The organism is Paenibacillus silvestris (assembly GCF_009882985.1).
Taxonomy (GTDB): Bacteria; Bacillota; Bacilli; order Paenibacillales; family NBRC-103111; genus Paenibacillus_E; species Paenibacillus_E silvestris.
In genome coordinates this window covers 701,402-727,559 of record NZ_WTUZ01000010.1, presented here as the reverse complement: position 1 = coordinate 727,559, position 26,158 = coordinate 701,402, and the positions used below count along the sequence as shown (strand labels likewise).

General features: G+C 46.9%; 23 protein-coding genes and 1 other annotated feature. All 23 genes read left to right on the top strand.

Translation table 11 applies throughout. The features are described 5' to 3' along the window. The first annotated feature begins 26 nt into the window (after nucleotides 1–26). Nucleotides 27–1,955, top strand: coding sequence for a stage V sporulation protein D (locus tag GQF01_RS06825; RefSeq protein ID WP_161406051.1), 1,929 nt, complete (start codon nucleotides 27–29; stop codon nucleotides 1,953–1,955). A gap of 112 nt (nucleotides 1,956–2,067) precedes the next feature. Next, entirely contained in the window at nucleotides 2,068–3,555 is a 1,488-nt protein-coding gene (locus GQF01_RS06820; RefSeq protein WP_161406050.1) for a UDP-N-acetylmuramoyl-L-alanyl-D-glutamate--2,6-diaminopimelate ligase, read from the top strand. Then, nucleotides 3,552–4,934 carry a UDP-N-acetylmuramoyl-tripeptide--D-alanyl-D-alanine ligase gene (locus GQF01_RS06815; protein WP_161406049.1) on the top strand — a complete coding sequence of 461 codons (1,383 nt, stop codon included), beginning with the start codon at nucleotides 3,552–3,554 and terminating at the stop codon, nucleotides 4,932–4,934. Before GQF01_RS06820 ends, GQF01_RS06815 begins: the two co-directional genes overlap by 4 nt. 71 nt (nucleotides 4,935–5,005) lie before the next feature. Then, on the top strand, nucleotides 5,006–5,941 hold the full coding sequence (mraY, locus tag GQF01_RS06810) for a phospho-N-acetylmuramoyl-pentapeptide-transferase (protein ID WP_161406453.1): 936 nt from the start codon (nucleotides 5,006–5,008) through the stop codon (nucleotides 5,939–5,941). A 3-nt stretch (nucleotides 5,942–5,944) separates the two neighbouring features. Then, a complete protein-coding gene (gene murD / locus GQF01_RS06805) occupies nucleotides 5,945–7,339 on the top strand; it encodes a UDP-N-acetylmuramoyl-L-alanine--D-glutamate ligase (RefSeq protein ID WP_161406048.1) in 1,395 nt (464 codons plus the stop codon). Between the two features lie 101 nt (nucleotides 7,340–7,440). Then, on the top strand, nucleotides 7,441–8,538 hold the full coding sequence (gene spoVE, locus GQF01_RS06800; RefSeq protein WP_161406047.1) for a stage V sporulation protein E: 1,098 nt from the start codon (nucleotides 7,441–7,443) through the stop codon (nucleotides 8,536–8,538). Between the two features lie 7 nt (nucleotides 8,539–8,545). Beyond that, nucleotides 8,546–9,616, top strand: coding sequence for an undecaprenyldiphospho-muramoylpentapeptide beta-N-acetylglucosaminyltransferase (locus GQF01_RS06795; protein WP_161406046.1), 1,071 nt, complete (start codon nucleotides 8,546–8,548; stop codon nucleotides 9,614–9,616). A gap of 200 nt (nucleotides 9,617–9,816) precedes the next feature. Continuing rightward, complete coding sequence (gene murB / locus GQF01_RS06790; RefSeq protein WP_161406045.1) at nucleotides 9,817–10,722, top strand: UDP-N-acetylmuramate dehydrogenase; 906 nt, start codon at nucleotides 9,817–9,819, stop codon at nucleotides 10,720–10,722. A gap of 15 nt (nucleotides 10,723–10,737) precedes the next feature. Then, a complete protein-coding gene (gene murA / locus GQF01_RS06785; protein ID WP_145656926.1) occupies nucleotides 10,738–12,006 on the top strand; it encodes a UDP-N-acetylglucosamine 1-carboxyvinyltransferase in 1,269 nt (422 codons plus the stop codon). A gap of 128 nt (nucleotides 12,007–12,134) precedes the next feature. Beyond that, complete coding sequence (locus tag GQF01_RS06780) at nucleotides 12,135–13,025, top strand: cell division protein FtsQ/DivIB (protein WP_161406044.1); 891 nt, start codon at nucleotides 12,135–12,137, stop codon at nucleotides 13,023–13,025. Between the two features lie 301 nt (nucleotides 13,026–13,326). Next, the gene (gene ftsA / locus GQF01_RS06775) at nucleotides 13,327–14,574 is read left to right on the top strand and encodes a cell division protein FtsA (RefSeq protein ID WP_161406043.1); all 1,248 of its coding nucleotides are present in this window, start codon (nucleotides 13,327–13,329) and stop codon (nucleotides 14,572–14,574) included. A gap of 30 nt (nucleotides 14,575–14,604) precedes the next feature. Further along, on the top strand, nucleotides 14,605–15,741 hold the full coding sequence (ftsZ, locus tag GQF01_RS06770; RefSeq protein ID WP_161406042.1) for a cell division protein FtsZ: 1,137 nt from the start codon (nucleotides 14,605–14,607) through the stop codon (nucleotides 15,739–15,741). Nucleotides 15,742–15,975: 234 nt separating this feature from the next. Continuing rightward, entirely contained in the window at nucleotides 15,976–16,899 is a 924-nt protein-coding gene (spoIIGA, locus tag GQF01_RS06765) for a sigma-E processing peptidase SpoIIGA (RefSeq protein WP_161406041.1), read from the top strand. A gap of 103 nt (nucleotides 16,900–17,002) precedes the next feature. Beyond that, a complete protein-coding gene (gene sigE, locus GQF01_RS06760; RefSeq protein ID WP_090816111.1) occupies nucleotides 17,003–17,725 on the top strand; it encodes an RNA polymerase sporulation sigma factor SigE in 723 nt (240 codons plus the stop codon). A 215-nt stretch (nucleotides 17,726–17,940) separates the two neighbouring features. Next, entirely contained in the window at nucleotides 17,941–18,723 is a 783-nt protein-coding gene (sigG, locus tag GQF01_RS06755; RefSeq protein WP_145656918.1) for an RNA polymerase sporulation sigma factor SigG, read from the top strand. 136 nt (nucleotides 18,724–18,859) lie between these two features. Next, nucleotides 18,860–19,159: a YlmC/YmxH family sporulation protein gene (locus GQF01_RS06750; protein ID WP_161406040.1), complete on the top strand. Its 300-nt coding sequence runs from the start codon at nucleotides 18,860–18,862 to the stop codon at nucleotides 19,157–19,159. 112 nt (nucleotides 19,160–19,271) lie between these two features. Next, complete coding sequence (gene pgeF / locus GQF01_RS06745; RefSeq protein ID WP_161406039.1) at nucleotides 19,272–20,117, top strand: peptidoglycan editing factor PgeF; 846 nt, start codon at nucleotides 19,272–19,274, stop codon at nucleotides 20,115–20,117. Between the two features lie 43 nt (nucleotides 20,118–20,160). Further along, nucleotides 20,161–20,847 carry a YggS family pyridoxal phosphate-dependent enzyme gene (locus tag GQF01_RS06740; RefSeq protein WP_161406038.1) on the top strand — a complete coding sequence of 229 codons (687 nt, stop codon included), beginning with the start codon at nucleotides 20,161–20,163 and terminating at the stop codon, nucleotides 20,845–20,847. Between the two features lie 41 nt (nucleotides 20,848–20,888). Further along, nucleotides 20,889–21,311 (top strand): cell division protein SepF, encoded by a 423-nt coding sequence (locus GQF01_RS06735; protein WP_145656910.1) that lies wholly within the window; start codon nucleotides 20,889–20,891, stop codon nucleotides 21,309–21,311. A gap of 65 nt (nucleotides 21,312–21,376) precedes the next feature. Next, nucleotides 21,377–21,616: a YggT family protein gene (locus GQF01_RS06730; RefSeq protein WP_145657840.1), complete on the top strand. Its 240-nt coding sequence runs from the start codon at nucleotides 21,377–21,379 to the stop codon at nucleotides 21,614–21,616. A gap of 2 nt (nucleotides 21,617–21,618) precedes the next feature. Further along, on the top strand, nucleotides 21,619–22,401 hold the full coding sequence (locus tag GQF01_RS06725; protein WP_161406037.1) for a YlmH family RNA-binding protein: 783 nt from the start codon (nucleotides 21,619–21,621) through the stop codon (nucleotides 22,399–22,401). 106 nt (nucleotides 22,402–22,507) lie between these two features. Continuing rightward, nucleotides 22,508–22,987 (top strand): DivIVA domain-containing protein, encoded by a 480-nt coding sequence (locus tag GQF01_RS06720; protein ID WP_145656906.1) that lies wholly within the window; start codon nucleotides 22,508–22,510, stop codon nucleotides 22,985–22,987. Between the two features lie 73 nt (nucleotides 22,988–23,060). Continuing rightward, nucleotides 23,061–23,307, top strand: a binding site (T-box leader). A gap of 68 nt (nucleotides 23,308–23,375) precedes the next feature. Beyond that, entirely contained in the window at nucleotides 23,376–26,144 is a 2,769-nt protein-coding gene (gene ileS, locus GQF01_RS06715) for an isoleucine--tRNA ligase (RefSeq protein ID WP_161406036.1), read from the top strand. Nucleotides 26,145–26,158: the final 14 nt, after the last annotated feature.

The window sequence follows — 26,158 nt, the reverse complement described above, 5'->3', positions numbered from 1 at the left end:
TATTTGGGAAGGGAGATTGAACGTTCATGCGTGCTTCTAACGTTACTGTTCGCCGCAGATTGTTTACTGCGCTCATCATTGGCACGATCATTTTCACTGCACTTATTCTCCGCTTGGCTTACGTCCAGCTATGGATTGGACAAGACTTGGCGAATAAAGCGGAGGATAGCTGGAGGAGACAGATTGAGTTTGCGCCGAAAAGAGGAGAAATACAGGATCGCAACGGGATCACTTTGACTTATAGCATGAGCACGCCTACGATCGTAGCGATACCTGTACAAATTCAAGATCCTCAAAGTACGGCGGCTAAACTAGCAGAAGTGCTGCAAGGAAATGCGGATGATATCTATAAGCAAATTACGAAAAAAACGTCCCAAGTCGATATCAAGCCGTCTGGACGAAAAATAACGATTGAGAAAGCGCAGGAAGTTCGCAATTTGCACCTTCCGGGGGTTGTCGTCGCAGAAGATAATAAACGATATTATCCTTTCAGCAGCTTGGCGGCACACATCCTTGGTTTTGCTGGTATAGATAAAGGTCTTACAGGGATTGAAGCGAAATACGATAAGGAATTGACGGGAATCCCAGGCAACATTTCGTATATGACAGATGCAGCAGGCAGGCCTCTAGCAGGGACAACGGATAAGTATACGAGTCCGAAAGATGGGCTCAACGTTAAGCTGACGATTGATAGCCATTTGCAGTCTGTGATGGAAAGAGAATTGGATCAGGCGATGGTCCAGTATCAAGCACAGAATGTCGTCGCAATTATGATGGACCCTAACAATGGAGAGATATTGGCCATGGGCAGCAGACCGACCTATGAGCCAGGCAATTATAAGAATTATCCGACGGAGACTTACAACAGGAACTTGCCTATTTGGAAAACGTACGAGCCTGGTTCGACATTTAAAATTATTACGCTTGCTGCGGCTTTGGAAGAAAAGAAAGTGGATCTTAAGAACGAACCATTCTATGATCCTGGTTTCATCGAGGTTGGAGGAGCAAGACTGCGCTGCTGGAAACGTGGCGGTCATGGCAGCGAAACGATGCTTCAGGTCGTTCAAAACTCTTGTAACCCAGGCTTTGTTGTTATGGGGCAACGACTCGGCAAAGAGAAGCTGTTTGACTATATCTCCAAATTTGGCTTTGGCAAAAAGACGGGCATTGACCTCGGAGGGGAAGAGAACGGGATTATGTTCAAACCTTCTCAGGTTGGCCCAGTAGAACTTGCTACTACCGCATTCGGTCAAGGGGTTTCTGTAACGCCAATTCAACAAATTACCGCTGTATCTGCGGCGATTAACGGTGGTAAACTGTTTAAGCCTTATGTAGCCAAATCGTTCTCGAACCCAGACACGGGAGAAGTCGTTAAAGTTACTGAACCAGAGCTTGTCCGCAATGTGATTTCCGAGGGAACCTCGAAACAGGTGCGAGAAGCGCTCGAAAGCGTTGTAGCGCTTGGTACAGGGCGCAATGCCTTTATCGACGGTTATCGGGTCGGCGGCAAGACAGGGACCGCTCAGAAGGTTATCAATGGTCGCTACTCACCGGATGAGCATATCGTATCCTTCATCGGATTCGCCCCGGCGGATAATCCCAAAATTGTTATTTATGCGGCTGTGGATGATCCCAAAGGGATTCAATTTGGTGGCTTGATCGCAGCGCCTTTAGTTAAGAACATGATGGCTGACGCTTTGCGCTATATGAAGGTAGAGCCGAATAAGCAGCAGCTCGATAAAGAATACCGATATGGGGAAACGCCGGTTGTTGAGGTGCCGGACTTGGTTGGAGCGTCAGTTGATGATATATTAGAAGATCTGAACATGAATTTTAAGCTGGCGAAGTCCGGCAACGGGAAATATGTCATCAGCCAGGCGCCGAAAGCAGGCACACGGGTGGACCAAGGTTCAACGATTCGAATCTTTTTATCGAACAATGCCCCGCCTCAATAGGGAGTTATCTTTCCACTGAAAAAAAAGATTTGCAAGTAAGACATGTTTAGCTTTTCCATATGCATAAAATTGTCCATAATAGATAGGAAAAATGTTAAGGAGAGGGTTGCTCATGAAACTGCAGGAGCTTGCTTCCGCACTGCTCATTACCCACATACATGGAAATGCGGATACAGAGATTACGGGGATTGAAGCAGACTCTCGTAAAATAAAACCAGGTGATCTATTTTTGTGCATCCCTGGACTAACGGTTGACGGCCATGATTATGCCCCAAAAGCCATTGCGCTTGGGGCTTCTGCGCTTGTCACCGAAAGAGTGCTGGACTTAGCTGTTCCCCAGTTGGTGGTGAAAGATGCCAGATATGCGATGGCTGCACTGTCTGCTCATTTCTACGGATATCCGAGTAAAGAATTAAAGTTAATCGGAATTACAGGGACCAATGGCAAAACGACTTCTACCTATTTGCTAGAACAAATATTGCGCGATCAAGGTTTTACCACGGGTCTAATGGGCACGATTCAAATGAAAATCGGTGATGCCTACTTCGAGATGGAGCGTACAACACAAGAATCCGTTGATCTCCAGCGCAGTTTCCGCAGCATGTGCGAGGTAGGGACGGATTATTGCATCATGGAAGTTTCAAGCCATGCTCTAGAGCTTGGACGTGTGAAAGGGATTCATTTCCACTCTGGCATTTTCACGAACCTGTCCCAGGATCATTTGGATTACCACAAAACAATGGAAGCTTATGCAGCAGCCAAAGGACTTTTATTCTCCCGATTGGGCAACGGCTTTTCAGGCAATTCCAAGGATCGTCAATATGCGATTCTGAATGCGGATGACGCCGCATCGGCAACGTTCGAGAGACTTACTTCCGCACAGGTTATTACATACGGGATTGAGCAGCCATGTGATGTTCGGGCGACTGACATTCGCATTACGGCAAAAGGCACAGCCTTTAAGCTAGTCTCCTTTGCTGGAGAAATGTTCTTCCGAATGAAATTGGTCGGCAAATTTAATGTATACAATGCACTTGGTTCAATTGCAGCGGCACTAGCTGAAGGTATTTCTCTTGAAGCGATTAGGGAGAGCTTAGAAAGTATTGCTGTTGTTGATGGACGGATGGAAGTTGTGGATGAGGGCCAGGATTATTTGGTTCTGGTTGACTACGCCCATACGCCGGATGGACTTGAGAACGCACTGTCTACGGTTCGTGAATTTGCTGAAGGCAAAGTCATTACTGTATTTGGTTGTGGAGGAGATCGTGACAGAACGAAGCGACCTATGATGGGGAAGGTTACAGCAAGCTATAGTGATTATTTGTATGTGACTTCAGATAATCCTCGTACGGAGAACCCGGATGCGATTCTTCAGGACATTGTTCCTGGTCTGGCGGAAGTCAATTATCCCGAAAATAACTATGAATTGATTCCAGATCGCAAAAAAGCGATACAAAAGGCTATTGATGGGGCAGGCCCCAAAGATGTAATATTGATAGCGGGAAAAGGCCACGAAACGTATCAGGATATCATGGGGGTCAAGCATGATTTCGATGATCGTTTGGTGGCTAAGGCTGCGATAAAGGGGAGAATGCAATGATCCAGCGTACATTAGAGCAAGTTGCACAAATGTTGGGGAGTGAGGTTCGAGGGACAGAAGCGGCCTTGAGCATTGCAGGCGTCTCAACCGATACCCGCTCGATTCCGGCAGGCAGTCTATTCATCCCGCTGATTGGTGAAAAGTTTGACGGGCATGCTTACGCAGAGGAAGCTTATCATAAAGGGGCGGCGGCTGTTTTATGGCAGGAGGATCATGGTGAAGCACCAGAGGGTGTTCCCTATATCCCCGTGTCAGATACGCTGGCAGCCTTGCAGCAATTAGCTAAGGCCTATCGGAAGCAACTGACTGTACGCATCATAGGTATAACAGGCAGCAACGGCAAAACAACGACCAAAGATCTGGTCGCAGCGGTTTTGGGCAGTACGTATAAAGTGCATAAAACCAAAGGAAATTTAAACAACCATATCGGATTGCCGGTTACGCTGCTACAACTCGAGGAGACGACGGAATTTGCCGTTGTGGAAATGGGAATGAGCGGCCGAGGCGAGATCGAGCTGTTAAGCGATTTGGCCGAGCCGGATGCCTCCATCATCACGATGATCGGCGAGTCCCACATGCTTCAGCTGGGATCTAGGGAAGAAATTGCCCGGGCGAAAGTGGAGATTGTAAGCGGCATGCCAAGCGGCAGTCTGCTTGTGTACAACGGTGACGAGCCACTAATTGAGATGGCCCTCGCGGAACGCAGCTTGCCCGAAGGGTTTCGCCACCTCCGCTTTGGACACAGTGAGGACAATGCGAAACACCCGACTGCGATCCGTATGGATGCAGACGGCGCGCACTTCCAGATCAATTCATCGGGCTATCCGGAATTGTACATTCCTTTGCTCGGCACGCATAACGTCATCAACGCGTTAGCAGCCATCGCCATCGGCGAAGCCTTCGGCGTTCAGCCGGAAGCCATCGCAGCGGGGCTCCGCTCGCTGGAGATGACAAGCATGCGCATCGAGAAACTGACGGCAGCCTCTGGGCTGACCGTGCTGAACGATGCGTATAATGCCAGCCCGGCCTCCATGCGGGCAGCCATTACACTGACCGAGCAGCTAGGCGGCTTCGGTCGGAAGTTCCTCGTGCTCGGCGACATGCTGGAGCTTGGCGAGCACGAAGAGCAGTTCCATCGCGAAATTGGCGCGATGGTATCTCCGGAACGTGTAGACTATGTCTTCACGTTCGGTCGTTTGGGCCGCTTCATCGCAGAGGAAGCGGCGGTGCGCCTTCCGAAGGACCGCGTGCTGGCCTTCGAGGACAAAGAGCTGCTCGCGAGCGAACTGGCAGCTATGGCACAGCCGGAGGACATTGTGCTTGTGAAGGGCTCGCGCGGCATGCGTCTTGAGCAAGTAGTGAATGCTTTACTATTATGAAACAGTAGATCGTTTTCGGATAACGGAAACGAGCAGGGGGAACCAACGTGGAAAACGCAATTTTATTAACGATGGGCGTTGCATTTGTGCTTGCGCTTATTATGGGGCCGCTTTGTATTCCGATATTGCGGCGCATGAAATTTGGCCAACAAATCCGTGAGGATGGCCCACAGGGACACTTGAAGAAACAAGGGACACCAACGATGGGCGGCATCATCATTCTGATTGCCCTTGCACTCGCAAGCCTTCGTTTTGCTGATAAAAATACAGATCTTCTTATCTTGCTAATTGCCTCACTGGGCTACGGCCTTGTTGGTTTTCTAGACGATTACATCAAAATTATTTTCAAACGCTCGCTGGGACTTACAGCAAAGCAAAAGCTGTTCGGGCAACTGCTGATCTCGGCTATTGTTTGCTACCTGCTTGTGAGGGAAGGACATAGCACGGACTTATATATCCCTTTTGTAGAGTTCCACTTCAATCCTGGTTGGTTGTATTTCCCTCTGATGGCGATTCTCATGCTTGGCGCGTCTAACGCGGTGAATTTTACGGATGGGTTGGATGGTTTGCTCGCAGGAACAAGTGCTATTGCATTTGGCGCGTATACGGTGATTGCGATGAACAATACACAACCGGAGGCAGCGATTTTCTCAGCGGCAATGGTTGGTGCGGTGCTTGGTTTTCTCGTATTCAATGCTCATCCAGCGAAAGTGTTTATGGGGGATACAGGCTCCCTTGGCATCGGCGGCGGTTTAGTCGCTGTTGCGATTCTTACGAAAGCAGAGCTGCTTCTGGCGGTAGTCGGCGGAGTGTTTCTGGTTGAGATTTTATCGGTCGTTATTCAAGTCGTTTCTTTCAAGACCAGAGGAAAGCGTGTTTTCAAAATGAGTCCGATTCATCACCACTTTGAATTAGTCGGATGGTCGGAATGGCGTGTCGTAATCACATTCTGGGTTGTAGGTCTTGTACTTGCTGCACTCGGATTATATATGAATGAGGTGTTGTAGAACATGATGCATCCGCGGGAATATCGTGGACTTGAAGTGGTTGTTTTGGGCTTGGCTCGCAGTGGTGTCGCTGCGGCTAAGCTTTTTCATCAACAAGGAGCCCTGGTCACTGTCAATGACAAAAAAGAGCGGAGCGCATGCCCTGAAGCCGACGAATTGGAGGCTCTGGGTATTTCTGTTGTATGCGGGTTTCATCCGGAGTCCTTGGTACATGAGGGCATTGCACTCGTTGTCAAAAATCCGGGCATACCGTATTCCGTAGACCCGATTCGCAAAGCCTTAGAGCTTGGCATCGAAGTCGTTACAGAGGTTGAGGTTGCCTATCAGTTCTGTGAAGCGCCGATCATCGGGATTACAGGTTCAAATGGGAAGACTACAACGACGACATTGATTGGATTAATGCTGGATGCAGCTGGCTTGTCGCCTGTAGTGGCGGGAAATATCGGGCGTGCTCTTACAGAAGCGGCGCCAGAGGTTACGGCTGACAATTGGATGGTTGTAGAGCTTAGCTCTTTTCAACTGAAAGGGACGACTTCGTTCCGTCCGAAAATTGCGCTGTTTTTAAATTTGTACGAAACTCATCTGGACTATCATGGTTCGATGGATGACTATATGGCCTCAAAAGCGAAGCTGTTTGCCAATCAAACGGAGGAAGATACGGCTATATTAAATTGGGATCAACCTGTATGCCAATCGCTTATTCCTACGTTAAAAGCGAAGCTTTTCCCATTCTCCAGGAAAGAAGCATTGTCTTACGGTGTTTATTATGACCAGTCATCGGGCAGCCTTGTTTATGCGAATGGCCAGGGTGAAATTGTGCCGATTATGCCAGCACGCGAAATGGGAATGCCAGGCAGCTTTAACATTGAGAACGCATTGGCGGCAGCGGCAGTAGCCCTCACAGCAGGCGTAGAGCCACACATTATCGCAGATGTGCTTAGAAGCTTCAAAGGCGTAGAACACCGTCTAGAGTTCGTGAGAGAACTAAATGGAGTCACTTTCTACAATAACTCGAAAGCGACAAACGCAGTGGCAACGATTAGCTCGATTGAAGCCTTCGAGCAGAAGTTAGTTTTAATTGCGGGAGGCTTGGATCGAGGCTCTGATTACATGGAACTGCTGCCTACGTTCCGTGAGCGAGTGAAAGGGATTGTCACACTCGGGCAAACAAAAGAGAAAATTGCTCATATTGCTGAGCTGGCAGGGATTAGCCGCATTCAAACCGTCGATACTGCTAAGGATGCAGCGGATGCAGTTTCGCAAGCCGTTCAGCTTGCTTGGCAGATGTGCGAAGCGGGAGATATCGTCCTACTTTCACCAGCTTGTGCAAGTTGGGATATGTTCCCCTCCTTTGAGGACAGGGGACGCATGTTTAGGGAGTCCGTGCATAACCTTTAAATAGGGCTTATCCACATGTGTTTGCTGGCAGGTGACGGTTGTCTCCTGCTCGGCTATTCATCCTTTGGATGTGGCCCAGAACACATAAAGAGGTGTCTGTTATGGGTAAATCACGTTCTGCTCCTGATATTTGGATTATTATCCCAACCTTGCTGCTTTTGACAATTGGCATTATTATGGTTTACAGTGCGAGCAGTGTACTTGCCTTTCGGGAATTCGGCGATTCCTTGTATTACCTCAAAAGACAGTTGATCTTTGCTGTTTTAGGGATAGTTGCGATGTTCTTTACCATGAATGTAGATTATCTCGTTTGGAAAAAGGTCGCAAGAATTACACTATTCGTTTGTTTCTTCATGCTTATTATTGTGCTAATTCCCGGTATCGGGGTTGTGCGCGGTGGAGCTAGAAGCTGGTTGGGGATTGGCGCCTTCGGTATACAGCCGTCGGAGTTTATGAAGATGGGGATGATTCTGTACTTATCTAAATTGTTGTCTGAGAATCAGTCCAAAATCGCGCAATTTACCAAAGGGTTGCTGCCCCCGCTAGGAATTATGGGGTTAGCTTTCGGTTTGATTATGCTGCAGCCTGATCTTGGAACCGGCGCTGTTCTGGTCGGAGCCTCTCTGCTTATCATTTTTATCTCAGGCGCGAGATTGCTTCATCTTTCATATCTAGGTATGATAGGGATTGCTGGTTTTATTGGACTCATCATTGCTGCTCCGTATCGGTTGAAACGAATTACTGCTTTTCTAGACCCATGGCAGGATCCGCTTGGTGCAGGTTATCAATCTATTCAATCTCTCTATGCGATTGGTCCCGGTGGCCTAGTAGGTTTAGGACTTGGGATGAGCCGTCAGAAATACAGTTATTTACCTGAGCCCCAAACCGACTTTATTTTCTCCATCATCGCAGAAGAACTTGGTTTTATTGGCGGCACTTTGGTGCTTTTATTATTTACCATACTAGTATGGCGCGGAATGCGGGCAGCTATTACAGCTCCGGATACTTTTGCGAGTTTAATTGCTGTTGGCATTATCGGCATGATTGCTGTTCAGGTTATTATTAATATTGGTGTAGTCATCGGTATGTTTCCAGTTACTGGTATTACATTGCCATTCATAAGTGCAGGTGGTTCGTCATTGACGCTTATGCTGACATCAGTCGGCATCCTGCTCAATATATCCCGTTATTCGAGGTGACAAGGGAATGAAAACAATTGTCTTCACCGGAGGAGGCTCCGCAGGACATGTTACGCCTAACATTGCTCTGATGCATAAGCTGAAAGAGTTAGGTTGGGAAATTAAATACATAGGCTCGGCAACAGGCATCGAGAAAGACATCATCGAGCGCGAAGGTGTTCCTTTTTACCCGATATCATCTGGGAAATTGCGTCGATATTTTGATCTCAAAAATTTCAAAGACCCTTTTAGAGTGATGAAAGGTGTGTATGAATCTTATAGATTGCTCCGTCGCCTGAAGCCCGCCATCGTCTTTTCGAAGGGCGGGTTCGTTTCCGTCCCGGTGGTTTTGGGCAGCCGTATGAACAAGGTACCTGTCATTATCCATGAATCCGACATGACGCCAGGACTTGCTAACAAAATATCGATTCCTTTGGCAACGAAAGTTTGTGTAACCTTTCCAGAGTCTATGCAGCACGTCAACAAAGAAAAAGCAGTTCTTACCGGGTTACCCATTCGCGAACATATACGAAGCGGGAAAGCCTCCCAAGGCTACCAGCTTTGCGATTTTCATAAACAGAAACCTGTTATTTTGATCATGGGGGGAAGCCTGGGCTCACAGGTGATCAACCAAGCAGTCAGAGGAAACCTGCCTCGTTTACTGGAACAATTTCAAATTGTTCACCTGTGCGGGAAAGGCAACATTGCGGCAGAATTGGCAGGTACGCGTGGATATAAACAGTTTGAGTACTTGAATGAAGAACTCCCGGATGTATTAGCCATTACAGATCTTGTGATTTCCCGTGCAGGGGCTACATCTATCTATGAGTTTTTGGTATTGGAAAAACCAATGCTGCTTATTCCGTTATCTTTGCAAGCGAGCCGTGGTGATCAGATTCTGAACGCCAAGTCGTTTCAGAAAGCCGGCTATGCGGATGTTATGCAAGAAGATGAACTTACAGCAGAATCGCTGCAAACGCGCTTGGAGGCTCTCTACGCAAACAGAGAAACTTATAAAGCAGCTATGCAATCCCGTAACGACAGCGACGCTGTTGCTGCGATCGTTAAATTGATTGAATCCTACAGCTTATCGCGTTAGTTTTTCGAAAGCGAATAGGCGATTGTCACACTCTATCCGATTTTACATAAACTATACTATAACCGTGACAGACACCTAAGGCTTGATATGGCGCCAAAGTTTGAAGCCCGGCCATCTTCGACTTGGTCCGTATTATTGAAATTATGGAGCTTAAGATTTGCCGATAATTTCGCCCTATGTTCTGTGAAGGAGGTTTTCCCATGCAGCAGTTAATATCCGACTTAAAGGCAGCAAATATTGGCGAGATTCGAACGAATGAGCGACTAGCCCCTTATACGACTTGGAAAATCGGTGGTCCGGCCGATTGCCTTATCCTCCCAAACACGAAGGAGCAGGTTGCAGCGGTCATCCGCTTCCTGCATCAACGTGGAGTACCATGGACGATTATCGGTCGAGGCTCTAACTTACTTGTCAGTGACAAAGGAATTAGAGGGGTAGTTATCAAACTTGGCTCTGCGCTGGAAACTTTGCGCTTTGATGGTGCAACCGTTTATGCGGGCGGTTCCTATTCGTTCATTAAATTGTCTGTGCTAGCGGCCAAGGAAGGTTTAACCGGACTGGAGTTTGCTTCGGGCATTCCCGGTTCTGTGGGAGGCGCCGTCTACATGAATGCAGGGGCTCACGGGTCCGATGTGTCACGCATACTCAAGCAGGCTGAAGTCATCCTGGACACAGGGGAATTGGTCACGATGCAGGCAGAGGATTTGCAGTATGCTTATCGGCATTCTATTCTGCACACTCTACCCGGCATAGTCACAGAAGCTGTCTTTGAATTACAGGTTGGAGAACGCAAAGAAATCGCGGGAGCCATGGCGGCTTACCGGGATCGGCGTCTTCGCACACAACCGCTTCAATTAGCTTGTGCTGGAAGTGTTTTCCGCAACCCCGCAGGGGGATTCGCCGCAAAGCTCATCGAAGAGGCTGGCCTGAAAGGCAAACGTGTCGGTGGAGCACAAATCTCCACGCTGCACGCCAATTTCATTGTGAACACCGGAGATGCTAAAGCCGAGGACGTTCTCACTCTCATCGCAGAAGTACAGCAGATCGTACAGAATCAGTACGGCATATCGCTAGTACCGGAAGTTTTGGTGATGGGTGAGAGGTAAATCGGAGGTGGAACTTTGGAGAAGCTCGTTATCGAAGGTGGAAGACCTCTCACGGGAGCCATCCAGATACACGGCGCTAAAAACGCCGCATTACCAATCTTAGCAGCATGCATCCTGGCTAGCGGCACTCATACTCTAAACAATGTTCCTAATTTGCTCGATATCGACACCATGCTGCGCATTCTACGTGCGCTGGGCTGCCGTGCCGAACAGCAAGGGGATACGGTATCCATTACAACATCCACAGCTAATTCCTCGCATATTCCAGAAGAATTGATGGGGCAGATGCGTTCTTCCATCTTTCTAATGGGACCGCTGCTCGCTAGATTTGGCAGTGTCACCGTGTATCAACCCGGAGGCTGCGCAATCGGCGAACGCAAAATCGATTTGCACCTGAAAGGGCTGCAGGCTTTAGGAGCCAACATCGAAGAATTCGCAAACAAAATTGTTTGCACAGCCGAATCACTTCATGGCAGTGAAATCGTTCTTGATTTTCCGAGCGTCGGAGCTACGGAAAACATCATGATGGCTGCTGTGAAAGCGGAAGGCATCACAACGATTTATAATGCGGCCCGCGAACCGGAGATTCAGGATTTGCAGAACTTCCTGAACGCCATGGGCGCCGACATTATTGGGGCAGGAACAGATACCATCACCATTCGTGGTGTGGAAACTCTTTCACCTTGCACCTATCGCATCATCCCTGACCGTATTGTGGCCGGAACCTTTATGGTGGCTGCTGCTGCAACGAAAGGGAGCATTACCTTAGAAAAGGTTAACCCTGCTCATTTAACCTCTGTGATCCATGTCCTTAAGCGCGCAGGTGTTCAAATCATCTCTGACGGTGATATAATACATGTAAGCTGTCCGACTAGACCGAAGGCCGTCGAACGTATTGTGACTTCGCCGCATCCATCCTTTCCAACTGACTTGCAATCACAGGTCATGGTGCTGCTATCATTAGCAGACGGGATGAGCGTAATGAAAGAAACGATATTCGAAGGTAGATTCAAACACGTAGATGAATTGTCCCGTATGGGGGCAGATATCCGTGTGGATATGAGTTCAGCCTTTATTCGAGGCGTTCCTAGGTTATATGGAGCGACAGTGGAGGCGACGGATTTGCGTGCTGGCGCAGCACTTGTTATCGCCGGTCTGGCTGCGCATGGTACGACGATCGTTGAGCAAATTCATCATATTGATAGAGGCTATGATAGAATTGAACATATGCTTTCAAGATTGGGTGCTTCCGTGCATCGACAATCTCCTGTTCCAAGTGAGTAAGCGAACAATTGAATGATTTCCGCGCATCCCTTCCTGGATACAGGCGGGGATTCACGGTTTCATGCGACTGGTTACATACAAGACTGTAAATTTTAACCTTCATTCGAAACTATTAGGTGGTGCCCATCTTGTCTGACGACCGCAATGTGCCCGCTCTGCCGCCCGTTCCAAAGCCACGAGCCCGTACCAATAGAAAATTGCTCATCTTCTTATTTATTTTTTTCATCATTATATTAGTCATTTTGTTCTTTCAGTCTTCTCTAAGCCGTGTAAGTGTCATTGAAGTTGAAGGAAATGAGCTCATGACCTCAGAAGCCATTGGACAAGCTAGTCAGGTTGCTGTTGGGGACCGATTTTTTGCTTTCAGCTCCCAGTCGGTAACACAGCGTATTTCATCTCTGCCCATGATTAAGACAGCAACGGTGAAGAAGCATTTTCCAGGTAAAGTTTACATTACCGTGCAGGAATATCCCAAGGTTGCTTTCCAGATTGGTGCAGATGGCAAAAAGCAAGCTGTGCTTGCTGATGGGGCTATCGTCGAACTGCCTGCTGATAGCAGTGTCCCGCTGGATATGCCCATTTTGACGGGGTGGACGGACGGTGATCCGAATAAAGCAGCACTTTGTAAAGTGCTTGGAGAAATTCCGGCGAGTGCGCTCTCGGACATTTCTGAAATCAAACCGGACCCGTCGGAGCCGTATCCCGACAAAATCAAGCTGTACACGAGATCCCAGTTTGAAGTGTACACGACGATTGCGTACTTACCTGAGAAAATTGACAATCTGCCTGCTTATATAGCAAGCTTACAAGAGGATCATATTACTAGCGGCGTTATCAAAATGCTAGAAGTAGAATATCATGCTCCTTTCGAGCCAAATGAAGACACGAAGAATGATACGAATAATACGTCCGGGCAAAAGGCTGGAAGCAACGCAGCTGTAAGTCCAACGCCCGATCCTAACAAGGATGGGAGCAAGCCGACACCTAAGCCGACGCCAAAAGCGACCCCGAAACCGTAATCCCAGAAATAGCGCGTCCTTCCTGATAAAAAAACGGTTTAATGGACTACTCAACCATGAAAATTAATGTTAAAATTAGTTTTATGGTTAAATAGAATTCTATTAGCCAATTGAAGTGTACAAGCAAGTACTAGACTAGATTTATCCCTATCTATTGAAAATTAACTGTTTAAAAAAACGACTTTGTTTCCGTTAAAAAAAATGTTGAAAAAAGAGGGAATATGGCGGTTGTGTGGAATACGTATTTATGTAATTGTAATGTAAACACAATATTATCCAAGTTATAGGAGGTGCCAGGGGCTTGAGCAACAATGATATCATTGTTAGTTTAGACATCGGTACATCCAAGGTTCGTGCTATTATTGGGGAAGTTGTTAATGGAACCATTAATATAATAGGTGTGGGATCTGCCGAGTCAGAGGGTATTCGTAAAGGCGCAATCGTTGATATTGATCAAACGGTTAACTCCATTCGGAGCGCTGTTGATCATGCTGAACGTATGGTCGGCGTACAAATTTCCGAGGTTTACGTAGGAATTTCAGGTAATCATATTGCTCTTCAATCGAGTCACGGTGTTGTCGCTGTTTCCAATGAAGACCGAGAGATCGGGGAAGAGGATATTGATCGTGTTATTCAAGCGGCAAGAGTCATCGCATTACCTCCCGAACGTGAAATTATTGGAGTCGTACCTAAGCAATACTTAGTTGATGGACAAGAAGGCATTAACGATCCTCGCGGCATGATCGGCGTTCGCTTAGAAGTGGAAGCAACGATAATCACAGGCGCGAAGACGGGGATACATAATCTGATCCGTGTTGTGGAAAAGTCCGAACTTAAAGTCGCTGGCCTCATCTTGATGTCGCTTGCCTCTGGACAGTTAGCTCTTTCCAAGGATGAGAAAGCAGTTGGAACAGTACTGGTTGATGTTGGTGCAGGTGCAGCGACGATCGCTGTGTTTGAACAAGGGAATCTGACAGCCACATCAACGATTCAAATCGGCGGTGAGTATATCAGCAATGATATCTCGATAGGCCTTCGTACTCAGCTTGAAATCGCAGAGAAAATAAAGCTGAAATACGGTTGCGCATCGGTAGATGACTCAGCCCCCGATCAAATGTTTAAGGTTACACGAATGGGAAGCAATGTGGAGAAAGAGTTTTCGCAGATTGATCTCGCGAATATTATTGAGCCCCGCGTTGAAGAAATTTTCCAAATGATACGTGCAGAAGTGCACCGTCTGGGATATGGCGATTTAGCTGGTGGGTATGTGCTCACAGGCGGAACCGTTTGTATGCCAGGTGTACTCGCTATTGCACAAGCTCAACTCGCTACGTCTGTTCGTATTGCCGTTCCTGATTTCATCGGAGTGCGTGATCCTTCTTACACAAGTGGTGTTGGTATCATACAATTCGTCTCCAAGTACATGAAGAACCGGAATTCCGGTTTCTCGAAGAAAGTGGCATCAAAACCAGTAACAAAAAAATCCTCCGAGAGCTCAAAACCTGGTATTTTGGAACGTGTAAAAAGTTTTTTCAGTGAATTTATTTAGTGAACGCAACGTTAGGGGGATATGACTCGCATGTTTGAATTTGATATGGATATGGAACAGTTAGCTCAAATAAAGGTCATCGGTGTTGGTGGCGGCGGTAGTAATGCAGTAAATCGAATGATCGAGAACGGGGTTAAGGGTGTTGAGTTTATTACCGTTAATACGGATGCTCAAGCTTTACATCTCTCCAAATCGGTGCATAAATTACAAATCGGGGACAAACTGACGCGTGGTCTTGGCGCAGGCGCAAACCCAGATGTCGGGAAGAAAGCGGCAGAAGAGTCAAGGGAGATGATTCTGAACACGCTTCGCGGCGCAGACATGGTATTCGTTACTGCAGGAATGGGTGGCGGTACTGGAACTGGAGCTGCACCTGTCATTGCTGAAATCGCAAAAGAAGTGGGCGCATTAACGGTTGGTGTTGTTACTCGTCCGTTTACATTTGAAGGTCGCAAACGTTCTTTACAAGCCGAGCAAGGGATTGCTGCATTGAAAGAGAAAGTGGACACGCTTATTATTATTCCTAATGACCGTCTTTTGGAAATCGTAGATAAGAAGACGCCTATGCTCGAAGCTTTCCGCGAAGCGGATAATGTCCTTCGTCAAGGTGTTCAAGGGATCTCCGACTTGATCGCGGTTCCTGGTTTGATTAACCTGGACTTCGCCGATGTGAAGACAATCATGACAGAACGCGGCTCCGCCCTGATGGGAATTGGAGTGGCAACTGGGGAAAATCGTGCGGCTGAAGCAGCGAAAAAGGCGATTTCCTCGCCACTACTGGAGACGTCGATCGAAGGAGCTCGTGGGGTTCTGATGAACATCACAGGCGGTGTGAACCTCAGCTTGTACGAAGTCAACGAAGCGGCAGATATCGTGGCATCAGCTTCCGATATTGAAGTGAACATGATTTTCGGTGCTGTTATTGATGACAAGCTCAAAGACGAAATTCTGGTAACTGTTATTGCTACTGGTTTCGAACATAGAGTTTCACCGCATGCTCAACCAGCCAAACGTCCCGTAGCTGGGCAACAAGAGCAGCCACAATCCTCGTCATCCGTTTCTTCTGACCGATTGAACAACCTCAAACCATTTGGCTCACAGCCATCCAACGATCAATTGGATATTCCGACGTTCCTGCGCAATCGCGGGCGGAATAACGACAAATAATTACACGAAACTTGTAAAGAGACCGAAGTCCTACGCTATGTAGGAGCTTCGGTTTTTTGTTGTTTTGAAGGCTTTTCTAGTTAGCCAAAGGCCGCGTCAACTGACAAAAAAAGTAGAAGCCTACTAGCAAGTTTAGACAGACTTTGAACTAGGATTGCCCTATACTGATTTAGAACCTTAAAGTTTCGTCAGGAAAATGGTTGAAAAAGCATCTATCATGGAGGTGAGGACATTGTGATCGTCTACGCGGATCTCATTTTCCTGCTGAACTTTCTGATGGATGCGGCCATGCTGATCGTAACGGCCAAAACGCGGAAAATATCGTTCAAGTGGTGGAGAATCGTAGGTTCGTCGTTCTTAGGAGCCTCCTATGTCGTCATTATGTTCTTGCCGATGCCTTTGTTTCTTTTTACATTTTCTGTGAAATGTATGTTTTGTATAGGGATGATTATGACTGCTTTTGGGTTCGGTTCTTTACAAAATTTATTAAGAAACCTCGGAACGTTCCTCTTAGTAAATTTTGCTGTCGCTGGCGGGATGTTTGGTATCCACTATGTCCTTGCTTCGTCTTCTGATGTGATGAAAGGTATTGTATTTACCCAATCGGGTGTGGCCATGTTCCAAATACAAATTGGCAGTGTGCTCTTTGTTCTCTTGTTACTTATTCCTTTGCTATGGTGGTTCAGAACTGTGCTGCAAAGTTCAAAACAACGCGAGGTGCTGACCGCCTATGTGGCGGAGGTTACGATTCATGTAGGCGACTACACGGCCTCTTGTAAAGGATTAATTGATACTGGAAATCAATTGTATGATCCATTAACGCGCACCCCTGTGATGGTGATGGAAGTGTCGGAATGGGGCGATGTACTGCCTGTAGAGTGGCTGCAGCGGATTCGGTCGGCTGATGTTGACCAAATCATTAGCGGTTTGGGTGTAGAAGAGTTTATTTGGCAGGACCGCTTGCGTCTAGTACCTTATAGAGGCGTCAATCGGAACACCCAATTCATGCTGGCCATTAAACCGGATAAGGTGGTGATTACCCATAATAGTACGCGAATTGAAGCATCCAAGGTGCTTATCGGACTTGACGGAGGCAAGCTTTGCAGTGACGGCACCTATCAAGCGATTATTCATCCAGCATTAATTTCTGCTGGTTAGCGCTTTCATTGCATCTTCGACGTCGTCTGTTCTGCATACGCAAAACTTAGCTTATGCTTACGAAGTAAGTTTTCCTACGGAAAACTCTTAGGAGGAAACTAACATGCTCTTGAAGTGGAAAATGCTCTTTCAACTAGCGTACTATCGAATTTTGATGCTCCTTGGTCTTAAGGGAGAAGAAATCTATTACATAGGTGGAAGTGAGGCTCTACCACCACCGCTAACGAGAGAAGAAGAAGAATACTTATTGGAAAAGTTACCGTCCGGGGATGCCGCTATTCGAGCGATGTTGATTGAACGCAACCTGCGGTTGGTTGTTTATATAGCCAGGAAATTTGAAAATACAGGGATCAACATCGAGGATTTGGTTTCTATAGGCGCTATTGGTTTGATAAAAGCCGTCAATACATTTGATCCGGAGAAGAAGATTAAACTTGCTACATACGCTTCAAGATGTATCGAGAACGAAATTCTCATGTACCTGCGGCGTAATAGTAAAATTCGTACAGAAGTATCTTTTGATGAGCCACTGAATATCGATTGGGATGGCAATGAACTGCTATTGTCTGATGTGCTTGGAACAGAAAACGATACGATTTACCGCAACATTGAAGAACAAGTGGACCGAAAGCTGCTGCACAAAGCGCTTGATAAGTTGAGCGAGCGCGAGCGAATTATTATGGAGCTTCGCTTTGGTTTACAGGATGGCGAGGAAAAAACACAAAAAGACGTTGCTGATTTACTTGGTATTTCGCAGTCCTACATCTCCAGGCTGGAAAAACGGATTATTAAAAGGCTTCGCAAGGAGTTTAATAAGATGGTGTAAGGAAAAAGAGAGCAATGGGATGAGGTCGCGATCCCACCTCTCTTTTTTTTGTGAAAAATATTTTTGGGCTGGCGATGTCGAAATTATTCAGGCGTCACAGGGGGGAGCGAGTCGGAGGCCTTTTGTCAAGTGGCAGAACAGGGGGCTCGGCAGGAATAAATCACTCACTCAGGGGGATAATTAACATTAATGTTTCTCCTTGGGAGGTAATCACGGTGACCCGAAATAAAGTTGAGATATGTGGTGTTGATACCGCCAAACTGCCTGTTCTGACCAATGCTGAAATGCGCGAGCTGTTCGCTGATTTGCAGACCAAGCAGGAGCGATCGGCAAGAGAGAAATTGGTGAATGGGAACCTCAGATTGGTTCTAAGTGTGATCCAGAGGTTCAACAATCGCGGAGAGTATGTGGACGATCTCTTCCAAGTTGGTTGTATCGGTCTGATGAAAGCCATTGATAACTTTGATTTAAGCCAAAATGTCAAATTCTCAACCTATGCTGTACCGATGATTATAGGTGAGATACGCCGCTACTTACGTGACAACAACCCGATTCGCGTTTCTCGTTCCTTAAGAGATATTGCTTACAAAGCACTGCAAGTCAGAGACAGCCTGACGAATGCGAACTCGCGCGAACCTACGATTTATGAGATCTCCGAGGCGCTGAATGTCCCCAAAGAGGATGTCGTATTTGCGCTCGATGCGATTCAGGACCCGGTCTCGTTGTTCGAACCGATTTATCATGATGGCGGAGATCCGATTTATGTCATGGATCAAATCAGTGACGAAAGAAACAAGGACATGTCCTGGATTGAAGGAATCGCGCTTCGTGAAGCGATGCGCAAGCTGAATGCGAGAGAGAAAATGATTCTCTCCATGCGCTTTTTTGAAGGTAAGACACAGATGGAGGTTGCCGATGAGATTGGCATTTCCCAAGCACAGGTTTCGCGACTTGAGAAATCAGCCATCTGCCAGATGCAGAAACATGTGAAATCGTAATTTCTATACATAAAGACCGGAGCAGCTGTGACAAGCTGTGACGGTCTTTTTTTGATATTCAGGACATTTTGCCCACACCGCACATATACTAGTACAAAATCAGTTAAAATCCTATGGATTCGTGGTGAAAAGCCTCATGAAAATATCTGATTTCCAGACGAAGGATGTCATCAATATCGTGGACGGTAAAAAGCTCGGTCAAATCAGCGATCTGGAGCTGGATTTGCTGCAGGGACGGATCGAATCGATTGTCGTGCCGAACCAAAGCCGATTCTTCGGATTGTTTGGTACAGGAACAGACGTCATCATACCATGGAAACATATTGTGAAAATCGGCGCAGACGTTGTGCTCGTGAAGCTCGAAGATGCCAGGTCGTATCGTCAAACCGATGAAAATGAAGGTGTCTATGAGTTCAACAGACAGTTCCGTAACTAACTTATGACACACGAATGCAGGCTGATTCCCCACAAACAGCCAAGAGACAATCGTGTGTCTTTTTGTTTTGTGCTAAAGTAGAGAGAGATGAATGCAAGGGAGTGGAAAGATCGTGGAACCATTTGTGAAACAAGTCAAAGAGGGGCAGCCTGCACTCTTTACAATAGCGAGTTGGATGGACCAGTATGAGGAGCTAACGGCAGGTTTTACGTCACGACACGGCGGGGTGAGTGAAGCGCCCTATTCAGCGCTGAACTGTGGTCTGCATGTGCTGGATAAACCTGAGCACGTGATCAGGAACCGTGAGCTGCTGGCTGAGGCCGTCGGTCAGCCGTTCGATGCGTTTACCTATGCTGAGCAGGTACACGGCAACGAGGTGACTATTGTATCCCTTCAGGAGAAAGGGATAGGCAGAACGTCGAGAGAATCAGCCATTCAAGCGAAGGACGGCTTCATCACGAAGGAGAAGGGGATCGTGCTCTGTGCGCAGTTTGCAGACTGTGTTCCGCTGTTTTTCTACGATCCGGTTCAGCATGTCGTGGGTCTTTCCCATGCCGGCTGGAAAGGGACCGTGCTAAACATTTCCATGGCTACAATATCCTTAATGACACATACTTTTGGTAGTCAGCCTAAGGACATCAGGGCAGCTATAGGACCGTCCATTGGTGTTTGCTGCTATGAGGTAGATGATACCGTAGCAACACGTGTCTATGCGGTGCTGGAAGAGATGAGTGCAGCGCCAGATGAACAGCTCACAGTTATCCGTGGCAAAGAAAACGGCAAGTACATGCTGAATTTGCAAGAACTGAACCGAAAATTGTTGGTACAAGCAGGAATTATGTCGTCCCATATCGAAGTAACACAGTTATGTACGAGTTGCCGTTCAGATGACTTCTTTTCCCATCGAAAAGAGGGCGGTTCAACAGGTAGAATGGTTGCTTGGATTGGTCTTCGCTAAGGAGAACAAGCAAGCAACGTTTGGAATTGAGGTGTTTACATATATGAGTTTACTAGCGCGTAAAGAAGAAGTTGAAGCTCGTGTTGCCGCAGCTTGCCAGCGGTCAGGACGAAATGAGCATGAAATCAAGATTATTGCTGTGACCAAATATGTGTCGTTGGAGACGACCCGAAGTGTACTGGATGCTGGGCTGCTGCAGATCGGGGAGAACCGCTGGCAGGATGTGAAACCTAAGTGGGAAGCCCTGCATGATCGGGGAACTTGGCATTTCATAGGTCATTTGCAAACGAACAAGGTGAAGGATGTCATTGGCAAATTCGGTTACATTCATTCACTCGATCGGATGTCGTTAGCCAAAGAATTGGACAAGCAGGCTGCGGCGCTTGGTATGAAAGTTAACTGTCTGCTGCAAGTTAACATTTCTGGAGAAGAGTCTAAGTATGGCATGGCCCCTGAGCATTTCTTCGAATTTGCTGAAGAAGTCAGCAAACTGCAGCATATACATATCTCCGGTTTAATGACGATGGCGCCTTATGAGATGGAAGCCGATGCAACAAGACCCGTGTTCCGGGGTTTAAGAGAGCTGAGAGACCAACTAAATGAGCGAAACATTTTCTCCTACGAGATCAAGGAATTATCCATGGGAATGTCAGGGGATTTTGAAGTGGCGATTGAAGAAGGAGCTACTTGGGTGCGACTAGGTACTGTTCTGGTTGGAAAAGAAGCATAAAGGTTATATAGGATTGAAGAAGCGGATAGGAGGGAATTATAATGGGAGTTTATAACCGATTTATGAATTTTCTTGGCTTACAAGAAGAGGAAGAAGTTGTGGAGCGTGAGCGAATCGTGGAAACACCGGAAGAACCTGAAACCAATCCTTATGAATTACGTAATAAAAATAAGGCGAATGTCGTCAGCATTCACTCACAGAAGAACGCGCGTGTTGTGCTGAGCGAGCCTAGAACGTATGAAGAAACGCAAGACATCGCAGATCATCTTCGTTCTCGAAGAGCGGTGGTTGTCAATCTTCAGCGAGTTCGCGGTGATCTAGGCATACGCATTGTAGATTTTTTAAGCGGAACAGTATATGCTTTGAATGGGTCTATATCCAAACTGGGACCGAATATCTTCCTTTGCACCCCTGATACAGTTGATATTCATGGCCACATCTCAGAGATGATGGGTGAGGAATAGGCGCATATCCTAACACAGAGGTGGATGCGTACGTGGATTACGTTCACTATTATCTTAGTATTTTGATGGAAATTTATTATTTCATGATTATCGGTTACTTAGTACTATCCTGGTTCCCTAATGCACGAGGTAGTTTTATCGGAGGTCTGTTGGGGAAATTAGTTGAGCCGTACTTAAGTCCTTTCCGAAAAATAATTCCAAGCATCGGGTTCATTGACTTGTCGCCAATCGTTGCCCTTATCGCCCTGCGATTCGTGGTTATGGGGATTATTGCTGTTCTAGATTTCATTGTAGGGATGTTTTAAAATTGCCTAAAGAACTCTATAGTCATTTTCATTCAGACGAACATTACTTTGTAGATAAAGCCTGGGATTGGGTGGAGCGGGCAGCACAGAACCACGCCGTGAAGCTGACTGATTACCTGGATCCCAGACAAGCTTTCATTTTAACCTCATTGGTGAATCGGCATCCAGATGTCCAATGCCGGTTCGATGGCGGCTATCCAGATGCGGAACGCAAAAGGGCGTTAATCGCCCCTGATTATCGGTCTTTGGATGAGGAAGATATGGAGATGGCTGTCCTCTCCGTTTCATCCGGGGACGGCAAATTTCTAACATTAGAACATGGGGATTACATGGGCGCCATTCTTGGACTCGGCATGAAGCGGGACAAGGTTGGCGATATTCATGTTATAGAGGGTGGCTGCCACTGCTTAGTTACCCGTGATGCTGCGGACTATTTGCATATGAACCTATCACAAGTTCACAGAGTGCATGTCCAGACAGAGCTGCTGCCGCTGGATAAACTGGAGTTAGCCTCTGTGAATCTGGATGAGCTGACGTTATCTGTGGCCTCCATGCGGATGGACGGAATTGTAAGCGATGTATTCAGGCTTAGCCGTGCCAAAGTACTTATTCCTATTCAAGCTGGGCGCTGCCGTGTCAATTGGAAACCGGAAGAAGATCCAAGTAAGCCGCTGAAAGAAGGCGACATGGTTTCTATGCAAGGGTTCGGCAGATTCAAGGTGCTTGAAGTCGAAGGTGTAACGAAAAAAGGTAGGATTCGTGTGAAGATCGGCAAGTTTGCGTGAACGTGGATAAATTATCCACGAACCATGCAGGAATTGCTAATTTTCTGTCGAACTGATTCAGTATAGATGTGCGTATTGCTGTGCAAAACGCAAAGGAGGGGCACTGATGCCATTAACACCGTTAGATATACATAATAAGGAATTTTCCCGCTCTTTTCGCGGATACGATGAAGACCAAGTCAATGAATTCCTCGATCAAGTCATTAAAGATTACGAGGCATTGATTCGTGAGAATAAAGACTTAGCTAATCAAACGGTGGCCCTGCAAGAACGTCTGGATCATTTCACGAACATCGAAGACTCGCTAAGCAAAACAATTATTGTTGCCCAAGAAGCAGCGGATGAAGTTCGAAGCAACGCCAAGAAAGAAGCACAGTTGATCTTGAAAGAAGCTGAGAAGAACGCAGACCGGATTATTAACGAATCCTTGACGCGTTCACGCAAAGTTGCTCTTGAGATTGAAGAGTTGAAGAAACAAGCATCGATTTATCGCACGCGCTTCCGGACACTGCTGGAAGCTCAACTAGAGCTTTTAAACAATGAGGGCTGGCAGAGCATGCAGTTTGATCAAAAAGAAGAAGCTTAAGAAGATGGCAGCTAGGTAGCTGTCATATTGACTATGCCCAGCGAATTCGGTATACTCCTGTTAAAAGTATCTCAGCAAAGCTATGACTGGAACGAGTAGGACGTTAAAGCAGTGTCAGCGAATTAGGGTATTGGTGTGAGCCTAATCTCTGCAGCGTGCCGAATATCCCCCAGGAGCGTCTCTTGAATGAAGTAGAGAGAACCGGGTCATGCCGTTACACATGATCGAGTGAATAAGCGAAGAATTGTGCGCGATTAGCGCGTGTTTTCGGTGGCTTATTAACGAGGGTGGTACCGCGAGCAGAGTTTCTCGTCCCTTTAGGGGATGAGGGGCTTTTTTTGTTTTTCTGGAAGATAAAATGGGTGAAGGTAAGAATGGAGTGGTGGAAATGGATTATGGCAAAACATTAAATTTATTACAAACCGATTTTCCGATGAGAGGGAATTTACCTCAAGCGGAGCCTAAAATTCAAGAACATTGGGATGCCGAAGACATCTATGCCAAAGTGCAGGAGAGTCGCAAAGGCAGAAAGAAATTCATTTTGCATGATGGGCCTCCATACGCAAATGGGGATATTCATATTGGACATGCACTTAACAAAGTTTTGAAAGATGTGATTGTTCGCTTCAAAACGCTGCAAGGCTATGACGCTCCTTATGTGCCAGGCTGGGATACACACGGCTTGCCGATTGAGCAAGTGATTACAAACAGCGGAAAAGTCGATCGCAAGAAAATGACGATTCCTGAATTCCGTGAATATTGCAAAGAATATGCGCTGCAATCCGTGGAGAAACAGAAGAGCCAATTTCAACGTCTAGGTATTCGAGGCGACTGGAAAAATCCTTATATTACGCTGCAGCCGGAATACGAAGCGGGACAAATCCGTGTATTCGGTAAAATGGTGCAAAAGGGTTACGTTTATAAAGGTTTGAAACCTGTTTACTGGTCCCCTTCCTCCGAAAGTGCGCTGGCTGAAGCGGAAATCGAGTACAAAGAGAAAACGTCCTCATCCATCTATGTGGCGTTCCCAGTTAAAGACGGAAAAGGCAAGATTCCACAAGATGCAGCAATCGTCATCTGGACGACGACAGCTTGGACCCTTCCTGCCAATTTGGGAATCTCCCTGCATCCGGAATTTGATTATGCCGTGGTGCAAGCGAATGGGAAGAAGTACGTGCTTGCGAAAGGCTTGCTGGAAGCAGCGGCCAAAGAAATCGGCTGGAGCGATTATGAAGTGTTGTCTACCGTGAAAGGTAAAGAGCTGGAGTACGCTACTTGTCAGCATCCTTTCTATGATCGTGAATCACTAGTGATGGTCGGTGAGCACGTAACGCTTGAAGCTGGTACAGGTTGTGTCCATACGGCTCCGGGTCACGGGGAAGACGACTTTGCAATCGGTCAGCGCTATAACCTCGGTGTCCTTTGTCCTGTGGATGACCAAGGTCATTTTACAGCAGAAGCACCTGGATACGAAGGTATGTTCTATGAAAAAGGCGGCAAACTGATCATTGAGAAGCTGCAGGAGTTAGGCTTGTTGCTCAAAGCAGGGGAGATTCAGCATCAATATGCGCATGACTGGCGCACGAAGAAGCCTGTCATTTATCGCGCTACGGAGCAGTGGTTCGCTTCGATCGATAAATTCAGACAAGAGATGTTGGATGAAATCAAGAAAGTGACATGGACACCAGAGTGGGGAGAAGTTCGCCTGCACAACATGATCGCCGATCGTGGAGACTGGTGTATTTCAAGACAACGTTCATGGGGTGTGCCAATCCCGATTTTCTACTGCCGCAGCTGTAATGAACCGCTCGTGAGTGAGCAAACGATCGAGCATGTTGCACAGCTATTTGAGCAAGAAGGATCGAATGCTTGGTTTATCAAAGAAGAGAAGGATCTGCTTCCTGCGGGAACTTGCTGCTCGAAATGTGGTCATGGCGAATTCCGTAAAGAAACAGACATCATGGATGTTTGGTTTGATTCCGGCTCCAGCCACGTGGCAGTGCTAGAAGCTCGTCCTGAGCTTCAGTGGCCAGCAGATCTATATTTGGAAGGTTCTGACCAATACCGCGGTTGGTTTAACTCCTCTTTGATTACAGGTGTAGCGACGAAGGAGCAATCTCCGTACAAAGGTATTCTAAGTCACGGTTTCACACTGGACGGAGAAGGACGCAAGATGTCCAAGTCCATTGGGAACACAATTGATCCTAACGTGGTTTGCGGCAAATTAGGCGCTGATATCCTGCGCTTATGGGTGTCCTCTGTGGACTACCAGTCAGACCACCGGATTTCGGACAATATTTTGAACCAAACGACGGAAGTTTATCGTAAAATCCGTAACACGATGCGTTTCTTACTCGGGAACTTGAGTCATTTCAATCCGGAGACAGATCGTGTAGCTGTTGAAAGCTTGTCTGAGCTTGACCGCTATGCATTGATCCGTTTGAACCGTATGGTCGAAAAGGTTATTAAAGCTTACGATTCCTATGAGTTCAACGTTGTTTATCAAACGATTCATCATTTCTGTGCAGTTGAGATGAGCTCCTTCTACTTGGATATCATCAAGGATCGCTTATATGCCAATGCACCGCAAGATCCTGCACGAAAAGCTTCACAAACGGTGTTGTATGCTTCATTAGTGGCAGTGACTAAGTTAATTTCGCCAATTTTGGCTCACACGGCGGACGAAGTGTGGAAGTACATTCCTGGTGTAGAATTAAGCAGTGTTCAGTTGGCTGAGCTGCCAGAAGTGGATTCGAGCTTGTACAATGAGGAATTGGAAAATAAATGGAACAGCTTCCTCGATGTTCGCGATGAAGTGCTGAAAGCACTTGAAGATGCGCGTAAAGAGAAAGTTATCGGCAACTCCCTAGGGGCTGCAGTGCACTTATATCCAAGTGAAGCTACGTATAGCTTGCTTACCCAGCTTGAACAGTTGGATCAACTGTTCATCGTGTCGGCTATAACTGTGCATCAGCCAGGTACATGTGCGCCTGAGGGAGCACATCAGACGAAGGATTTGGCTATTGCCATTGTTGTTGCAGACGGCGAGAAGTGCGAGCGCTGCTGGATAGTGACTCCAGAGGTTGGGCAAAGTAAAGAACATCCAACCCTATGCGTCAGATGTAATGATGTGGTTACTGCTCATTACCACGAGTAAGTAAGGAGCAGGAG